Origin of the sequence: Micromonospora avicenniae, assembly GCF_900156065.1 — a bacterium.
Taxonomy (GTDB): domain Bacteria; phylum Actinomycetota; class Actinomycetes; order Mycobacteriales; family Micromonosporaceae; genus Micromonospora; species Micromonospora avicenniae.
Window position 1 is genome coordinate 61,833 of sequence record NZ_FTNF01000015.1, and the last position, 15,793, is coordinate 77,625.

A 15,793-nucleotide genomic window follows, 5' to 3' on the forward strand; every position below is an offset into this window, starting at 1 on the left:
GTCAGGTCAGACGGCCGCGATGAGGAGCGCGGGCTGTTCCACGCAGTCGGCGACGTGCCGCAGGAAGCCGCCGGCCACCCCGCCGTCGCAGACCCGGTGATCGAAGGTGAGGCTGATCTGCACGACCTTACGAACCGCGAGCTGCCCGTCGACCACCCACGGCTTGTCCACGATCCGCCCGACCCCGAGCAGCGCCGCCTCCGGGTGGTTGATGATCGGGGTCGAGCCGTCCACACCGAACACCCCGTAGTTGTTCAGGGTAAAGGTGCCGCCGGTGAGCCGCGCCGGCGCGAGGGTACCGGCCCGCGCGGCGGCCGTGGTCTCGGCGAGTTCGACGGCCAGCTCCGCGGTGGTCAGCCGCTGGGCGTCGCGTACCACCGGGACGACGAGGCCCCGGTCGGTCTGCGCTGCGATGCCCAGGTGCACGCCGGCCGACTGGACGATCCGCTGCCCCTCGGTGTCCACCCGAGCGTTCAGCTGCGGGTAACGACGCAGCCCGGACAGGCAGATGCGGGCCAGCAGGGCGAGGATGCTGACCGGCTGCTCCGGGCGGGCGGCGTTGATCGCCGCCCGGGTCTCCAGCAGGGCGGTGGCGTCCGCGTCGACCCAGATCGTCACCTCGGGGATCTCCCGCCGGCTGCGGGAGAGCTTGTCGGCGATCGCCTTTCGGATGCCGGTCAACGGAATGACCAGATCCCCGCTGTCGGACGTCGCCGGCTGCTGGGGCGCCGCGCTCGGCGCGGACACCGCGAGGGCGGCCTCCACATCGGCGCGGCGGACGACCCCACCTGCGCCGGTGCCGGTCAAAGTGGTCAGGTCCAGCCCGTGTTCCCGGGCCAGCCGCCGGACGATCGGCGAGATGACCAGCGGTGCGGCCGGCGCGCCGTGCCGCGTCGGGACGACCACGGCCACCGGCTCGGACGACGCACGCGGGGCCGGGACGGCGGCCGGTTCGGCGGCGGCGAGCCGCGGACGGCGACGACGACGTCCCGGGCCGTGCCCGGTGCCGTACCCGATCAGGACATTGCCCGACCCGGCCCGCTCCTCCTCGCGGTAGGTGGCGTGCCCGGCGGGCTCGGGGGCGCCCCCGGGTCCCGACGCCGCGTCGCCGTCCAGCGCCGCGATCGTGATCAGCGGCTGGCCGACCGGCCGGACCTCACCCGCGGCCCCGTGCAGTGCGACCACCCGCCCGGCGTACGGGCAGGGCACGTCGACGACCGCCTTGGCGGTCTCCACCTCGACGACGGTCTGGTCCACCGTCACCGTGTCGCCGACCGCGACCCGCCACTCGACGATCTCCGCCTCGCTCAGCCCCTCGCCGAGGTCGGGCAGGAGGAAGACCCGTTCGCTCATGCCGGCACCCCCCGCCCGGGCGCGGAGCGAAGCGTGCTCCGCGCGCTCATGCCGCCGCCTCGGTCGCGGGGAGCCAGCGTGCATCCGGCTGGTCGTCCCACTGCAGGCGGGCGACCGCGTCCAGCACCCGGTCCACGCCGGGCAGGTGGGTGTGCTCCAGCATGGGCGCCGGGTACGGGATGTCCAGCCCGGAGACCCGCAGCACGGGGGCGTGCAGGGCGTGGAAGCAGCGCTCCTGCACCCGGGCGGCGATCTCGGCGCCGACCCCCGCGAAGCCCTGCGCCTCCTGGATCACCACGCACCGGCCGGTACGACGCACCGAGGCGGTCACCGTCTCGTCGTCGAACGGGACGATGGTGCGTACGTCGACGACCTCGAGGTCCCAGCCCTCCTCGCGGGCGGCCTCGGCGGCCTCCAGCGCGACCGGCACCGACGGCCCGTATGCGATGAGCGTGGCGTCCCGGCCGGGACGGCGCACGACGGCGCGGCCGAACGGCTCGGTACGCGTCGACAGGTCCGCCTCGGCGCTCGCGAAGTAGAGCTTCTTCGGCTCCATGAAGACGACCGGGTCCGGATCGTCGATCGCCTCGCGCAGCAGCGAGTAGGCGTCGTCGACGGTTGCCGGGGTGACCACCTTGAGGCCCGGGGTGTGCGCGTAGTACGCCTCGCTGGAGTCGCAGTGGTGCTCGACGCCACCGATGCCGCCCGCGTACGGCACCCGGATCACGATGGGCACGCTGAGCGCGCCCCGGGTGCGGTTTCGCAGCTTCGCCACGTGCGAGGCGATCTGCTCGAACGCCGGGTACGCGAACGCATCGAACTGCATCTCGACCACCGGCCGCAGGCCGGACATGGCCAGACCGACCGCGAACCCGACGATGCCGGCCTCCGCGAGCGGGGTGTCGAAGCAGCGCTTGTCACCGAACCGGGCCTGGAGGCCGTCGGTGATCCGGAATACGCCGCCGAGCTGCCCCACGTCCTCACCGAAGACGAGCACCCGCTCGTCGGCGGCCATCGCGTCGGCGAGCGCGGCGTTGAGCGCCTTCGCCATGGTGGTGGCCATCAGGCGTCCCCCTCCTGCTCCGCCGCGGCCAACTCGGCGCAGATCTGCTCACGCTGCTCGATCAGCTGCGGCGTGGGCTGCGCGTACACGTGGTCGAAGAGGCTCAGCGGGTCGACGGTGGGCTGCGCGTTCATCCGCTCGCGCACGTCGGCCGCGTACGCCTCGGCCTCGGCGGCCACGGCGGCGACCGCCTCGTCGTCCAGCTCGCCCCGGTCGCGCAGGTACTTCTCCAGCCGCACGATCGGGTCCCGGTCCCGCCACGCGTCGACCTCCGCGCCGTCGCGGTAGCGGGTGGCGTCGTCGGCGTTGGTGTGCGGCTCCATCCGGTAGGTGTGCGCCTCGACCAGGAACGGGCCGTTGCCGGCGCGGGCGTGCTCCACCGCGCGGGTGAGCACGGCCAGCACGGCGACCGGGTCGTTGCCGTCGACCTGCTCGCTGGGCACCCCGTAGCCGACGCCCTTGTACGCGAGGCTCGGCGCGGCGGTCTGCCGGGAGAGCGGAACGCTGATCGCGTACCGGTTGTTCTGTACGAAGTAGACCACCGGCGCCTTGAAGACGGCGGCGAAGTTGATCCCCTCGTGGAAGTCGCCCTCGCTGGTCGCGCCGTCGCCGATGAAGGCCAGAGCCACGGTGTCGCGCCCCTGGTGCGCCTCGCCGTAGGCGAGACCGGCGGCGTGCACGCACTGGGTGGCGAGGGGGGTGCACTGCGGCGCGGTACGGCGGGCGGCGGGGTCGTACCCGCAGTGCCAGTCGCCGCGCAGCAGCGTCAACACCTCGATCGGGTCGAGCCCGCGCGAGACGAGCGCCATGGACTCCCGGTACGTCGGGAAGACCCAGTCGGTGTCGCGTACGGCGAGCATCGCCCCCACCTGGCAGGCCTCCTGGCCTCGGGAGGACGGATAGACCGCCAGCCGGCCCTGCTTGGTCAGGGCGGTGGCCTGGGTGTCGAAGCGGCGACCGACGACCATCCGGCGGTAAAGCTCCCGGAGAAGGTCGACGGCGGGCTCTGGGTAGTCGGTGCGGGCGGGCAACGGCGTGCCGGTCGGGTCGAGCAGGCTCACCGGCTCGGCGTCCGGCAGCAGCGGACGCGCCGGGTCGGCCGGGTTGGCCGGCCGGCGACGGGCGCGCGGGGATGCCCTGCGGACCGCCCGGGGTGTGGTCGTCACGGCGGGACCTCCTGGGACGTGTGGTGGCCCTATGCTCCTGCCTTGCGGATGTTTTGCTCAAGATCCACCATGAACGTGAGACAAACGGCACGCGAGAGGAGTCTCGGTGAGCCAGGAGACCGGACCGGAAGCGGCCCCGACCGCTGCGGCGGGACGTTCGTCCCGCCCGCTCGACGAGGTGGACCGGCGGATCCTGGACGAACTGGGCCGGGACGGGCGCACCTCGGTGCGTACGCTTGCCGAACGGATCCACATCTCCCGCACCAACGCATACGCCCGGGTCGAGCGCCTGCTGCGCGACGGCGTGATCACCGGGTTCCGGGCCCAGGTGGCGCCCGAGGCCGCGGGCCTGGGCACCTCGGCGTACGTGGCGCTCACCATCGAGCAGAACACCTGGCGCGAGGTCTCCGCGGAGCTGGCTCAGGTGCGCTACATCGAGCACGCGGCGCTGCTCGGCGGTGACCACGACGTGCTGGCGCTGGTGCGGGCACCGGACAACGCGGCGTTGCGGGACGTGGTGCTGGGCCGGATCCAGAGCATCCCCGGAGTGCTCTCCACCCGCACCTGGCTGGTCTTCGAGGAGTTCGACGGGGCGACCAGCCCCTGGGTCTAGCGAGGACCGACGCCGACGCGCCGGCGGGGCGACCGGACCCCGGGGTGCGGTCAGGCCGACATCGCTCAGCGCTCCGGCGGGGCCTCCAGCCCCTCGCGGTCGGCCAGCTCCAGCAGCGGCTCCAGGGAGAAGCGCTGATCGTCCAGGCCGGCGTGCGGATCGCCGCGCTCGGCGAATCGGGCCGGCATGGTGAGCACGTCGAAGTCCTCCGGCCGGGCGTCGTCCAGCTCCGCCCAGTCCAGCGGCGCGGAGACCAACGCCCGGGGTGTCGGCCGGATGGAGTACGCCGAGGCCATCGTGTGGTCACGGGACATCTGGTTGTAGTCGACAAAGACCGGGCGGTCACGCTGCTCCCGCCACCAGGTGGTGGTGACCAGGTCGGGCAGGCGGCGCTGCATCTCCCGCCCGAGGGCGAGCACCGCCCGCCGGCAGTCGCCGAAGCTCCACCGCGGCTCGATCGACAGGTAGATGTGCAGCCCCCGCCCGCCGGTGGTCTTGGGATGGCCGGTGAGGCCCAGCTCGGCGAGGAACGCCCGCACCTCGTGGGCCACCGGCACCACCTGCGCGAAATCGACGCCGGGCATCGGATCCAGATCGATGCGGAGCTGGTCGGGACGCTCCACGTCCGCCGCGGAGACCGGCCAGGGATGGAAACGCAGGGTGCCGAGGTTCGCCGCCCAGATCACGACGGCCAGCTCACTGGGCGCGACCTCGTCGGCGGTCCGCCCGCTGGGGAAGGTGATGTGCGCGGTGCGCACCCACTCGGGCGCACCGGCCGGCAGTCGCTTCTGGTAGAACGCGTCGCCGCGGTTGTCCTGCCGGGTGCCGATCTTCGCGCCCTCGAAGACGCCGCGCGGCCAGCGCTCCAGCATGGTCGGGCGGTCCCGCAGCGCGCGCAGGACACCGTCGCCGACGGCCAGGAAGTAGCGGACGACGTCCAGCTTGGTCAGGCCGAGCTCGGGGAAGTACGGCTTGTCCGGGCTCGAGACACGCACCACCCGCTCACCGACCTGGATCTCCTCGGCCGTCGTCGCCACGCCTCACACAGTAGCGGTCGATGGTCCGCGTGGCGCCGCACCGCAGCCGGCGCACGGCGCGGCGCCGCGGCGATTCGTCACCGGAGCGGTCCGGCTCGTGGCTGCGCGTAACTCTGCGGACTTTCGGTCGGTTGTTCGAGGGACGCACACAGCCATGGAGTGGGATGAATGACGCAGACGGTCTGGCGGTCCTCGAGCCGAACTCCTCAGCGACGCGGCAGGGCCGTGCCGGTGGCGCCACGACCGACCACGGCGCTCGGCTGAAGCCGCTGGTGCGATGAGGGATCTGGCGGCGCTCTGGATCGTCCGGCACGGGGAGAGCACGGCGAACGTCGCCGCCGCCCGGGCGGAGTCCGCCGGGGCCGAGGTGGTGGACCGCACCGAGCGGGACGCGGACGTACCACTCTCGCCGGCCGGTGAGGAGCAGGCCCGCGCCACGGGACGCTGGCTGATGGCGCTGCCGCCGCACCGACGCCCGGACGTGGCGGTGTCGTCGCCGTACCTGCGCGCGCGGCGCACCGCCGAGCTGACCCTGGCGGGCAGCGGCATCCCGCTCAGCCGCGACGAACGGCTGCGCGACCGGGACCTCGGGATCCTCGACGCGCTCACCCGACAGGGAATACGCGCCCGCTACCCCGACGAGCACGAGCGACACGACCGGGAGGGCAAGTTCTACTTCCGGCCGCCCGGTGGTGAGGCGTGGACCGATGTCGCGTTGCGAATGCGGAGCTTCCTCGCCGACCTGCGTCACGGCCACGCCGGTCGCCGGGTGTTGCTCTTCGGCCACGACGTGCTGGTCTTCCTGCTCTCCTACCTAATCGACGGCTTGACCGAGGAGGAGGTGATGGCGCTGGGCAGCCGGCACGTCATCGCGAACTGCTCCATCACCGCCTGGTCCGCGGACGACTCGGGCCACCTGCGGAAGACCGCCTTCAACGAGGTCGGCCACCTGCACTCGACGGAGATCCGGCCTACCGGCGACGACCAGGCGCGCTACGGCGTTTGACTGTTTCCGCAGATCACCACCGGGGTACCGGACGATCACCCCACACGCTCAGGAGGTCAGCCCGTGTCCACCGATGCCATCGTCCTGCTGAAGGAAGACCACAAGGAGATGCGCCGTCTGTTCAAGGCGTTCCAGGACGCCGAGGAGGGCCCGGCGAGCCAGCGATCGAAGCTCGTCGGGCAGATCATCGAGGCGCTCACCGTGCACACCTACCTGGAGAACGAGGTGATGTACCCGGAGATCCGCCGGCTCGTGCCGGACGTGGAGGACGACATCCTCGAGTCGTACGAGGAGCACCACGTGGCGGACGTCCTCTGCGCCGAACTGTTCGCCATGGACGCCGAGGACGAGCACTTCAACGCCAAGACCACGGTGCTGATCGAGAACGTGCTCCACCACGTCGAAGAGGAGGAGCAGGAGTGGTTTCCCAAGGTGCGTGACGCGCTGGGGCGTAAGGAGCTTCAGGAGATCGGCGCACGGATGGTCGAGATGCGGGCGGCCGCGCCGCGCAAGCCGACCGACCCGAAGGCCGTCAAGAGTTCGCTGGACGCGACCACGGCCTGAGCGCGGCGGTACGACGGGCCCGGCGCGCGACCGGGCCTGTAACCGTGGGTGAGACCGTGGCCGTGGGTCGGAGCCGTGGGTGGGACCGTGGCCGTGGGTCGGGACCGTGGCCGTGGGTCGGGACCGTGGCCGTGGGTCGGGATCGCGGTGGCGGGAGTCGGGCCGCGCCGGGCCGACCCCGCGCTCGTGGCGGCCGCCGCGCCCGGTACCCGACCCGCCCGTCACTCCTCCGCCGGTCGCGGCCGGTCCCTGCCGAGGTCGCCCGGGGCGGCGGCGGTCGGTTCGGTAGGATCTGCCCGGGCCGTTACTGGCGCGTGGGGATGGAGAACCATCGGGGAGCGGCCCCGTCACGAGGACGCATGCCGAGCGCCTGGGCCTTCCGCACGTCAGTAGGAGGTCGCATGTCGTCGCCCAACGCAGAATCCACCGCCTTCCGCAGCGCGCTCGAGGTGATCCGCGCGGTCGAGCCGCGGGTGGCCGGGGCCATCGCCGCCGAGCTGGCCGACCAGCGCGAGTCGCTCAAGTTGATCGCCAGCGAGAACTACGCCTCCCCCGCCACGCTGCTGGCCATGGGGAACTGGTTCAGCGACAAGTACGCCGAGGGTACGGTCGGCCGTCGCTTCTACGCCGGCTGCCAGAACGTCGACACGGTGGAGGCGCTCGCGGCCGAGCACGCCCGGGAGCTGTTCGGCGCGGCACACGCGTACGTTCAGCCGCACTCCGGCATCGACGCGAACCTGGTCGCCTTCTGGGCGGTGCTGGCCGACCGGGTCGAGGCGCCCGCGCTGAAGAAGGCGCAGGCCCGCCAGGTGAACGACCTCACCGAGGCGGACTGGTTCGCGCTGCGCCGGGAGCTGGGCAACCAGCGGATGCTCGGCATGTCGCTGGACGCCGGCGGGCACCTCACCCACGGGTTCCGTCCGAACATCTCCGGCAAGATGTTCGACCAGCGCAGCTACGGCACCGACCCGGAGACCGGCCTCATCGACTACGACAAGGTCGCCGAGGCGGCCCGTGAGTTCAAGCCGTTGATCCTGGTCGCCGGTTACTCGGCATACCCCCGGAGGGTGAACTTCCGGATCATGCGGGAGATCGCCGACTCGGTCGGGGCCACCTTCATGGTCGACATGGCGCACTTCGCCGGCCTGGTCGCGGGCAAGGTCTTCACCGGCGACTTCGACCCGGTGCCGCACGCGCACATCGTCACCACCACCACGCACAAGTCGCTGCGCGGCCCCCGTGGCGGCATGGTGCTCTGCCAGCCGGAGCTGGCCGAGCAGGTCGACCGGGGTTGCCCGATGGTGCTCGGCGGTCCGCTGCCGCACGTGATGGCGGCCAAGGCGGTGGCGCTCGCCGAGGCCCGCCGCCCCGACTTCGCCGACTACGCCGGCCGGATCGTCGCCAACGCCCAGGCGCTCGCCGAGGGGCTGCTGCGCCGTGGCGCCAGCCTGGTCACCGGCGGCACCGACAACCACCTGGCGATCATCGACGTGACGTCGTACGGGCTGACCGGCCGGCAGGCCGAGCAGGCACTGCTGGACGCCGGCATCGTCACGAACCGCAACTCGGTCCCGCAGGACCCGAACGGCGCCTGGTACACCTCGGGCATCCGCATCGGCACCCCGGCGCTGACCACCCGCGGCCTCGGCACCGCCGAGATGGACGTCATCGCGGAGCTGATCCACACCGTGCTGAACCAGACGAAGACCGCTTCGAACCCGGACGGCACCCCGTCGAAGGCGAAGTACGTGCTCGACCCGGCGGTCGCCGACAAGGTCAGCCGGCAGGCCAGCGACCTGCTGGCCGGATTCCCCCTCTACCCCACCGTCGACCTCACCTGACCCGACCGACCCCCCCTCCCCTTCCCTCCCCCTTCCCTCCCCTCCTTCGACTGTCGATCAAGAGGTTCGCGTCAGATTCCGGCCGTTCCCTGACGCGAACCTCTTGATCACCGGACCAGCCGGTGGGGTGGGGTGGGGGGGTTGGGGTGGGGTGGGGGGGTCAGCGCAGGGGGCGCTTGAGGTGGTAGCGGTGCACCTCGGTGCTGCCCTGCACGTTGTTGACGTCCTCGGCTGCGGAGACCAGCTCCCAGCCCTCACGGCCGACCCGGTTGAGGTGCGCGATCGCCGTGTCGCCGTACGCGGTGATGTCCTTGCGGGACCCGTCCGGCCCGTACCAGACGAACGACACGTGGAAATTGCGGCCCTGCCCCTGGTAGCGGCGGACCAGCAGAGCGTACTCCCAGGCAACCATGCGCCCCATTATGACCGTCCATCCAGGACGGCGGAACGGCGGAGGCGGCGCTTTGCCATGCGGTGAACGCGGTGTGTCGACACCGTCGGCGTAGGCGGATTCCGGCGCCGGAGCGACCGCGGCACCGCCCGAGCGCGGCCGCCCCCGGATGTTCGCCGGCCGTTCGCCGACGGGCCGTCCGGGTGCCGGTTTCGCGCTCTAACGTGGTCGGCCGGACCGGACGCCCCGGCAGGAGGCCGCCGCGCATGAACCCGCCATCGATCGGCCAGCCCATGGCAGCCACGGTCACCGCGGTACGCCGGATCGGCGACTCCGCGCCGCACAACGCCTTCACCGACCTGGCCCGGCACCGGGACCGGTGGTTCTGCGTGTTCCGGGAGGGCAGCTCGCACGTCTCCGGCGACGGGACGATCCGGGTCCTCGTCTCGCCCGACGGCCGCCACTGGGCCGCCGCGGCGCTCCTGACCCGCGACGGCGCCGACCTGCGCGACCCCCGCCTCGTCGCCCGGCCCGACGGCCGGCTCCAGCTGTACGCCGCCGCGGCGACCGGCGGGGCCACGAAGACCTTCCAGACCCTGACCTGGCTCTCCCCCGACGGCCACCGGTGGGGTGACCCGACGCCGGTGGGCGAGCGGGACGTGTGGCTGTGGCGAGGCGCCTGGTACGGCGACGTCATGTGGGGCGTCGGCTACGCCACGCGGGATCCGCGCTTCGCGCGCCTCTACCGCAGCGACGACGGCCTCGACCTGCAGCCGGTGGTGCGGACGCTCTTCGCCGACGGTTACCCCAACGAGTCCGGGCTGATCTTCGAGCCCGACGGGACCGCCCGCTGCCTGCTGCGTCGGGACCGCGACACGGCCACCGCCCAGCTCGGCAGTTCCCGCCCGCCGTACCGGGACTGGCACTGGACCGACCTGGGGGTCCAGGTGGGTGGGCCGGCGCTGCTGCGGTTGCCGGACGGCCGGCTGATCGCCGGGGTACGCCTGCTCGACGGCCGCGCCCGCACCGCGATCTGCGCGGTCGACGCCGAGCGGGGCGAGCTGACCGAGCTGGTGACGCTGCCGTCCGGCGGCGACACCAGTTACCCCGGCCTGGTCTGGCACGACGAGCTGCTGCGGGTCAGCTACTACTCATCCCACGAGGGCCGTACCTGCGTCTACCTGGCCGACGTGACGCTCGGCCGGTGACCCGGCGCGCGGGCACGCTGTCGTGGCCCGGTCGCCGGCCCCGCCACCACGGGCCGCCGACGGGGCGTCGGCCGCCCCGGGGGACCCGGTACCGGGCGCTCAGACGGGCGCCGGCGTCTGCGCGTGGACGTGGAAGCGTAGCGAGCGGGCGTCGGTGAAACACTCCCGCATCGGCCGGACCAGCTCCCGGTGCTCCGGGCTGCGCTCCCAGGTCTCGAAGTCGGCGAGGCTCGACCACTCGCTGGTGATCAGCCACTGCTCCGGGTCGGCCGACGAGCGGCACACCTGATCCACCAGGTGCCCGGTCACCCCGCCGGCCACCTGGTGACGGATCGCCTCGTACGCGGCCAGGAACGCCCCGGTACGGTCTTCCGGCACCCGGACCAGGAAGACCACCCTTGCCCGCTGTTCACTCATCCTCGTCCTCCCTCACCGGCGCGGCCCCGCGAAGGACCAGCGCGCTGTTGTAGCCGTCGAAGCCCCGGGCGCAGACCATCGCCACCCGGCTGCGGGGTCGCCGATGTTCACGCAGGAAGTCGAGCTCGCAGCCGGCCGCCACCTCGTCGGGGCCGGCCGAGGCGGGCAGCGTGTCGTGCCGGAAGGCGAGCAGCGCGGTGGCGACGTCGAGCGCGGCGCTCCCCTGGTGCGCCCGGCCGGTCAGCGGCTTCGAGGTGCTGACCGGCGGCCGCCGGTCGCCGAAGGCCGACCGCAACGCGGCCGCCTCCGTGCGGTCGTAGCGGAGCACACCCAGCGCGTCGGGCAGCACCACGTCGACCTCGTCCGCGCCGATCCCGGCCCGGTCGAGGGCGAGCCGCATCGCGCGGGCGTACTGGGCCGGGTTCCCCGCCGTGTCGGGGCCGGTGTGGATCGCGTCGTGGGTGGCGCCCCAACCGGTCAGCTCACCGTAGATCCGGGCGCCCCGGGACAACGCGTGCCCCAGTTCCTCCACGACGAAGACCGCCCCGCCCTCGGCGGGGAGGTAGCCGCTCGCCGCCGCGTCGAAGGGCCGGTAGGCCCGCTCCGGATCCGCGACGTCGCTGAGCAACCCACCCGCCAGCTGGCAGGCCAGCGCGTACGGGCTCAGTGGGCACTCGGTGCCGCCGGCGATCACCACCGGGGTGCCGCGGCGGATCGAGCGGACCGCGTGCGCCAGGCTGTCGAGACCACCGGCCGCCTCGCTCACCAGCACCCCGCACGGCCCCTTGAACTGGTGGTGGATGGAGAGCTGGCCGACGCTTGCCGCGTAGAACCACGCGATCGACTGGTACGCCCCGACGGTCCGCGACGGTCCGCCCCAGAGACGTTGCAGCTCCCGCTGACCGAACAGGTTCCCGCCCGAGGAACTGGCGAGGGTGACCGCGTAGCCGTACGGGTCGGGCGAGCTCTGCGGCAGCCCCGCGTCGGCCAGCGCAAGCCGGGTGGCGGCGAACGCCAGATGCGTCCACCTGTCGGTCTGCACGAGCTGGCGGCTGTCCGCGTACCCGGTCGCCTCGAAACCGGTCACCTCACCGGCGAGGCGGGTCGGGTAGCCGGCCGGGTCGAACAGAGTGATCGGGCCGATCCGCCTGGTGCCGCCCAGCACCGTCTGCCAGTGCGCCGCCGCGCCGATGCCGCTCGGGGCGACCACGCCGATGCCGGTGACCACCGCCCGCCCGGTCACGCGGCCCCCGCCTTCGACAGCCGCCGGAAGATCATCGCGGACTGGAAGCCGCCGAACCCGCTGCCCACGGAGAGCGCCACGTCGACCGGCAGTTCCCGGGCCTCGTTCGGTACGTAGTCCAGGTCGCACTCCGGGTCGCGGGTGGTCCAGTTCGCCGTCGGCGGCACCACCCCGAACTCGATGGCCAACGCGCAGGCCGCCATCTCGATCGAGCCGATCGCGCCCAGCGAGTGCCCCACCATCGATTTGATCGAACTGACCGGCACCCGATATGCGGCCTCGCCGAGCGCCCGCTTGAAGGCCGCGGTCTCGTGCCTGTCGTTCTGCCGGGTGCCGGAGCCGTGCGCGCTGATGTAGGAGACCTGCTCCGGGGCGAGCCGGGCCTGCCTCAGCGCCGCCGTGATGGACAACGCCATCTCCACACCGTCGGGCCGCAGCCCGGTCATGTGGTAGCCGTTGCTGTGGCTGGCGTACCCGGCGACCTCGCAGTAGACGTGCGCGCCGCGCCGCCGGGCGTGCCCGGCCTCCTCCAGCACCAGCACCGCGGCGCCCTCGGCGAGCACGAAACCGTGCCGGTCGGCGTCGAACGGGCGGGAGGCGTGCGCGGGATCGTCGTTGTCCGGGCTGGTCGCCTTGATCGCGTCGAACGAGGCGACGGTGACCGGCGAGATCGGCGAGTCGGCGGCGCCGGCGAGCACCAGGTCCGCCTCCCCGTCGGCGATCAGTTGATGGGCGTACCCGATGGCGTCGATCCCGGAGGTGCAGCCGGTGGAGACCACCTGCGCCGGGCCGTGCAGCCCGTACCGGCACGCCACCTCGGCGGCGAGGCTGCTGGGCACCAGCGCCTGGTAGAGGTACGGCCCGCCCAGGGTGGCGTCGACGAGCCACTGCCGGCCGCTGTCGGAGACCGTCACGTACTCCTGCTCCAGCGCCATGGTGCCGCCGACCGCCGTGCCGAGCACCACCCCGGTGCGGTCCCGGTCGGCCTCGGTGAGCTCCAGGCCCGCGTCGGCGACCGCCTCGTCGGCGCAGGCGAGCGCGAACTGCACGTACCGGTCGGCCCGGCGGCGCTCGGCGTCGGTGAGCCCGGCGGCGACCGGATCGAAGTCGCACTCGGCGGCGATCCGGGACCGGAACGGCGACGGGTCGAAGAAGGTGATCCGCCGAGTCGCCGTCCGCCCCTCGGTGATCGACTTCCAGAACCGGTCCCGGGTGACGCCGCCCGGAGCGACCACGCCGATCCCGGTCACCACCGTGCGGCGCCCGCTCACGACGGGCCTCGCTGCTCGACCAGCTCGGTGTCGACGTGGCCGAGTTCCGGACGGGGCGCCAGCGGCCCGAGGTGGAACACCACCTCGGCCGGCTCGTCGCCGGTGTTGCGCAGCCGGTGCCGTACGTTGATCGGCACGTGGAGCGCCGCACCGGCGGCCAGCGACACCGGCTGGTCGTCCAGGTCCACGGTGATGGCACCACGGGCCACGTAGAGGAACTCCTCGCTGTACGGGTGGTAGTGCTCGGCGATGCGCTCACCCGGACCCAGCCGGGCCACCCCCATGAAGCCGGAGGTGCTGCCGACGGTGCGCGGGCCCAGCAGAACCCGCAGCTCACCGCCTCGCCGCCGGTCGGCCGGTACGTCCCGGGCCGCCACCAGGCCCACGGTCCGCTCACTCATCGCCGTCTCCCGTCGCCGTGAACTCCCCGGTCTGCACCCGGCGCTCGATCCGTTCCTTGATGACGGCCAGCTGCACCAGGCTGTTGGTGTTGATCCGGTCGGTCATCCCGGCGTTGTCCACCGGCGCGGTCGGCTTCATCGAGAAGTCCTGCACCCAGGTCATCCGGGTGCCCTCCGGCTCCTCGGTGTAGCGCCAGTGGATCCGCATGTACTCGAACGGTCCGGTCTCCACCCGGTGCGCGTGCACCTGCCGTGTCGCCAGGTCGGCGGTACGTTCGCTGACCCAGCTCCACGACACGCCGTTCTCGTCCGGGTGCATGGTGAGCCGGAACCGCACCGTGTTCCCCTCGCGGTGCAGGATCTCCACCACGGCGTACTCGGTGAACAGCTCGGTCCAGTTCGCCACGTCGTTGGTGATCTCCCAGACCAGCGGCAGCGGCGCCGCGATCACGATGCTGTTCTCGGTGTGCCCCGGTCGCTGTGCGCGCTGCTGAACCGGCACGGCCTGCTCCGGCGGGCCCGAGCTGTCCGCCTTCCGGGCGACGAGGTCGGCCACCGCCGGGATGCTGAGCTGCGCGGCCTGCTCGGGGATCTGCACCCGGTACCGGTCGGCGACCACCGCGGAGAGTTCGAGCAGGGCGAGGGAGTCCAGTCCCAGTTCCTCGAGGGAGGCGGCCGGCGTACGGGCGGCGGCCTCGGGATCCAGCCCGCAGTGTGCCACCAGGATGTCGGTGATCGCGGTGGTGAGCGGGTGGCCTTGGGTGACGGTCATCAGTTCTCCTCAGTCGGACGTCGGGCTGTCGGTGGCGGTCGACGGGCGGGGCTCGCTCGCCGCGGTGACCGGCGGGTGCGGTGTGGTGGCCGGCGAGTCGGTGGTGAGCAGCCGGTCGACCAGACCGGTGTTGTGGCGGCCCTTGCGGAACTCCGCGTCGTCGAGCACCCGCCGGGCGAACGGGATGGTGCTCCGTACGACCGTCCCGGCGACGTCGAACTCGTCGAGCGCACGTTCGAGCCGGTTGAGGGCGAGTTCCCGGTCGGGCGCCCAGACCGCCACCTTGGCCAGCAGTGAGTCGTAGTGCGGGCCGATCACGTAGCCGGGGTACCCGTGGGTGTCGACGCGGGTGAACGGGCCGCCCGGCGGGACGAAGCGCTCCAGCCGGCCGGGGGTCGGGGCGAAGTCGCGGTCCGGGTCCTCCGCGTTGACTCGGCACTCGACCGCCACCCCGTGCAGGCGGATCTCCTCCTGCCGCAGGCGCAGCGGCGTTCCCGCGGCGATGTGCAGCTGCTCGTGCACCAGGTCGACACCGGTGATCATCTCGGTGACCGGGTGCTCCACCTGGATCCGGCAGTTGATCTCAAGGAAGTGGAACCGTTCCTTGGCGTCGACCAGGAACTCCAGGGTGCCCGCGCCGGTGAAGCCGGCCTCGAGCGCGCCACGCAGCGCCGTCTCCGCGATCGTGTCGAGGGTGGCGACCGAGAGCGCCGGTGCGGGCGCCTCCTCGATGAGCTTCTGGTGCCGCCGCTGCACCGAGCAGTCCCGGGTGCCCAGGTGCACGCCGTTGCCGTGGGCGTCGCAGAGCACCTGCACCTCGACGTGCCGGGCGTCGGTGAGGTACCGCTCGACGTACACCCGGTCGTCGCCGAAGACCTTCTGCGCGGTGGCGCGGGTCTTCGCGTAGGCCCGGGGCAGGTCGGCCGGCGACCAGACGACTGTCATACCCCGGCCCCCACCCCCGGCCGCCGCCTTGACGATCACCGGGTAGCCGATCCCCTCGGCCACCTCGACCGCGACGTCCACGGTGGGCACCGGCTCGACACTGCCCGCCGGCAGCGGCAGTCCGGCCCGGCTCATCAGGACGCGGGCGGACGACTTGTCACCCAGCGCCGCCATCACCTCCGGCCGGGGGCCGATGAAGGTCAGGCCGTTCTCCGCGCAGATCTCGGCGAAGTCGGCGTCCTCGGAGAGGAACCCGTACCCGGGGTGCACCGCCTGGGCGCCCACCTGCCGGGCCGCCTCGACGATGGCGGCGGCGTTCAGGTAGCTGCGCCGGCTGGGCGCCGGCCCGATCCGGACCGCCTCGTCGGCCAGACGTACGGCCGCGGAGTCGGCGTCCGCGGCGGAGTAGACCACCGCCGTACGCACCCCGAGCTCACGGCAGGCGCGTAGCACCCGCACGGCGATCTCACCACGGTTGGCGATGAGCACCTTCTCGAACATC

At 72.8% G+C, this 15,793-nt stretch carries 16 protein-coding genes and 1 riboswitch; of the genes, 5 read left to right on the top strand and 11 right to left on the bottom strand.

The window, feature by feature from the left end; all coding sequences use genetic code 11:
- Nucleotides 1-6: 6 nt before the first annotated feature.
- The 3 genes from BXA10_RS21755 to pdhA are packed head-to-tail and all read right to left on the bottom strand — an operon-like array spanning nucleotide 7 to nucleotide 3,582.
- Nucleotides 7-1,353 (bottom strand): dihydrolipoamide acetyltransferase family protein, encoded by a 1,347-nt coding sequence (locus BXA10_RS21755; protein ID WP_076472661.1) that lies wholly within the window; start codon nucleotides 1,351-1,353, stop codon nucleotides 7-9.
- Nucleotides 1,354-1,399: 46 nt separating this feature from the next.
- Nucleotides 1,400-2,419: an alpha-ketoacid dehydrogenase subunit beta gene (locus BXA10_RS21760; protein ID WP_175649272.1), complete on the bottom strand. Its 1,020-nt coding sequence runs from the start codon at nucleotides 2,417-2,419 to the stop codon at nucleotides 1,400-1,402.
- Nucleotides 2,416-3,582 carry a pyruvate dehydrogenase (acetyl-transferring) E1 component subunit alpha gene (gene pdhA / locus BXA10_RS21765; RefSeq protein WP_076472663.1) on the bottom strand — a complete coding sequence of 389 codons (1,167 nt, stop codon included), beginning with the start codon at nucleotides 3,580-3,582 and terminating at the stop codon, nucleotides 2,416-2,418. Before pdhA ends, BXA10_RS21760 begins: the two co-directional genes overlap by 4 nt.
- A 106-nt stretch (nucleotides 3,583-3,688) precedes the next feature.
- Here pdhA and BXA10_RS21770 point away from each other — a divergent pair, with 106 nt between their 5' ends.
- On the top strand, nucleotides 3,689-4,195 hold the full coding sequence (locus tag BXA10_RS21770) for an Lrp/AsnC family transcriptional regulator (RefSeq protein WP_076472664.1): 507 nt from the start codon (nucleotides 3,689-3,691) through the stop codon (nucleotides 4,193-4,195).
- Between the two features lie 65 nt (nucleotides 4,196-4,260).
- Here BXA10_RS21770 and BXA10_RS21775 read toward each other — a convergent pair whose 3' ends face one another.
- On the bottom strand, nucleotides 4,261-5,232 hold the full coding sequence (locus BXA10_RS21775) for a DNA polymerase domain-containing protein (RefSeq protein WP_076472665.1): 972 nt from the start codon (nucleotides 5,230-5,232) through the stop codon (nucleotides 4,261-4,263).
- A gap of 277 nt (nucleotides 5,233-5,509) precedes the next feature.
- On the opposite strand from BXA10_RS21775, the gene BXA10_RS21780 reads away from it, so the two are divergent.
- From BXA10_RS21780 to BXA10_RS21790, 3 genes are all read left to right on the top strand, one after another.
- Entirely contained in the window at nucleotides 5,510-6,238 is a 729-nt protein-coding gene (locus BXA10_RS21780) for a histidine phosphatase family protein (RefSeq protein WP_076472666.1), read from the top strand.
- A gap of 63 nt (nucleotides 6,239-6,301) precedes the next feature.
- Complete coding sequence (locus BXA10_RS21785) at nucleotides 6,302-6,802, top strand: hemerythrin domain-containing protein (protein ID WP_076472667.1); 501 nt, start codon at nucleotides 6,302-6,304, stop codon at nucleotides 6,800-6,802.
- Nucleotides 6,803-7,095: 293 nt separating this feature from the next.
- A riboswitch (ZMP/ZTP riboswitch) is annotated at nucleotides 7,096-7,185 on the top strand.
- Between the two features lie 18 nt (nucleotides 7,186-7,203).
- Entirely contained in the window at nucleotides 7,204-8,643 is a 1,440-nt protein-coding gene (locus tag BXA10_RS21790; protein ID WP_076472668.1) for a glycine hydroxymethyltransferase, read from the top strand.
- A 160-nt stretch (nucleotides 8,644-8,803) separates the two neighbouring features.
- Here the strand turns inward: BXA10_RS21790 and BXA10_RS21795 are convergent, their stop codons facing one another.
- Nucleotides 8,804-9,064, bottom strand: coding sequence for a hypothetical protein (locus BXA10_RS21795; RefSeq protein ID WP_076472669.1), 261 nt, complete (start codon nucleotides 9,062-9,064; stop codon nucleotides 8,804-8,806).
- Nucleotides 9,065-9,300: 236 nt separating this feature from the next.
- On the opposite strand from BXA10_RS21795, the gene BXA10_RS21800 reads away from it, so the two are divergent.
- On the top strand, nucleotides 9,301-10,242 hold the full coding sequence (locus tag BXA10_RS21800; protein WP_084753110.1) for a hypothetical protein: 942 nt from the start codon (nucleotides 9,301-9,303) through the stop codon (nucleotides 10,240-10,242).
- Nucleotides 10,243-10,341: 99 nt separating this feature from the next.
- On the opposite strand, the gene BXA10_RS21805 is transcribed toward BXA10_RS21800, so the two are convergent.
- Genes BXA10_RS21805 through BXA10_RS21830 form a run of 6 tightly spaced genes read right to left on the bottom strand, consistent with a single transcriptional unit; the run spans nucleotide 10,342 to nucleotide 15,792 of the window.
- Nucleotides 10,342-10,659: an antibiotic biosynthesis monooxygenase family protein gene (locus BXA10_RS21805; RefSeq protein WP_076472670.1), complete on the bottom strand. Its 318-nt coding sequence runs from the start codon at nucleotides 10,657-10,659 to the stop codon at nucleotides 10,342-10,344.
- Nucleotides 10,652-11,902 (bottom strand): beta-ketoacyl synthase N-terminal-like domain-containing protein, encoded by a 1,251-nt coding sequence (locus BXA10_RS21810; protein WP_076472671.1) that lies wholly within the window; start codon nucleotides 11,900-11,902, stop codon nucleotides 10,652-10,654. Before BXA10_RS21810 ends, BXA10_RS21805 begins: the two co-directional genes overlap by 8 nt.
- On the bottom strand, nucleotides 11,899-13,173 hold the full coding sequence (locus tag BXA10_RS21815) for a beta-ketoacyl-[acyl-carrier-protein] synthase family protein (RefSeq protein WP_076472672.1): 1,275 nt from the start codon (nucleotides 13,171-13,173) through the stop codon (nucleotides 11,899-11,901). The genes BXA10_RS21810 and BXA10_RS21815 overlap by 4 nt, the downstream gene beginning before the upstream one ends.
- Nucleotides 13,170-13,574, bottom strand: coding sequence for a cupin domain-containing protein (locus BXA10_RS21820; RefSeq protein WP_076472673.1), 405 nt, complete (start codon nucleotides 13,572-13,574; stop codon nucleotides 13,170-13,172). Before BXA10_RS21820 ends, BXA10_RS21815 begins: the two co-directional genes overlap by 4 nt.
- Entirely contained in the window at nucleotides 13,567-14,346 is a 780-nt protein-coding gene (locus BXA10_RS21825; protein ID WP_076472674.1) for an SRPBCC family protein, read from the bottom strand. Before BXA10_RS21825 ends, BXA10_RS21820 begins: the two co-directional genes overlap by 8 nt.
- A 9-nt stretch (nucleotides 14,347-14,355) precedes the next feature.
- Nucleotides 14,356-15,792, bottom strand: coding sequence for an acetyl-CoA carboxylase biotin carboxylase subunit (locus tag BXA10_RS21830; protein ID WP_084753111.1), 1,437 nt, complete (start codon nucleotides 15,790-15,792; stop codon nucleotides 14,356-14,358).
- Nucleotide 15,793: the final 1 nt, after the last annotated feature.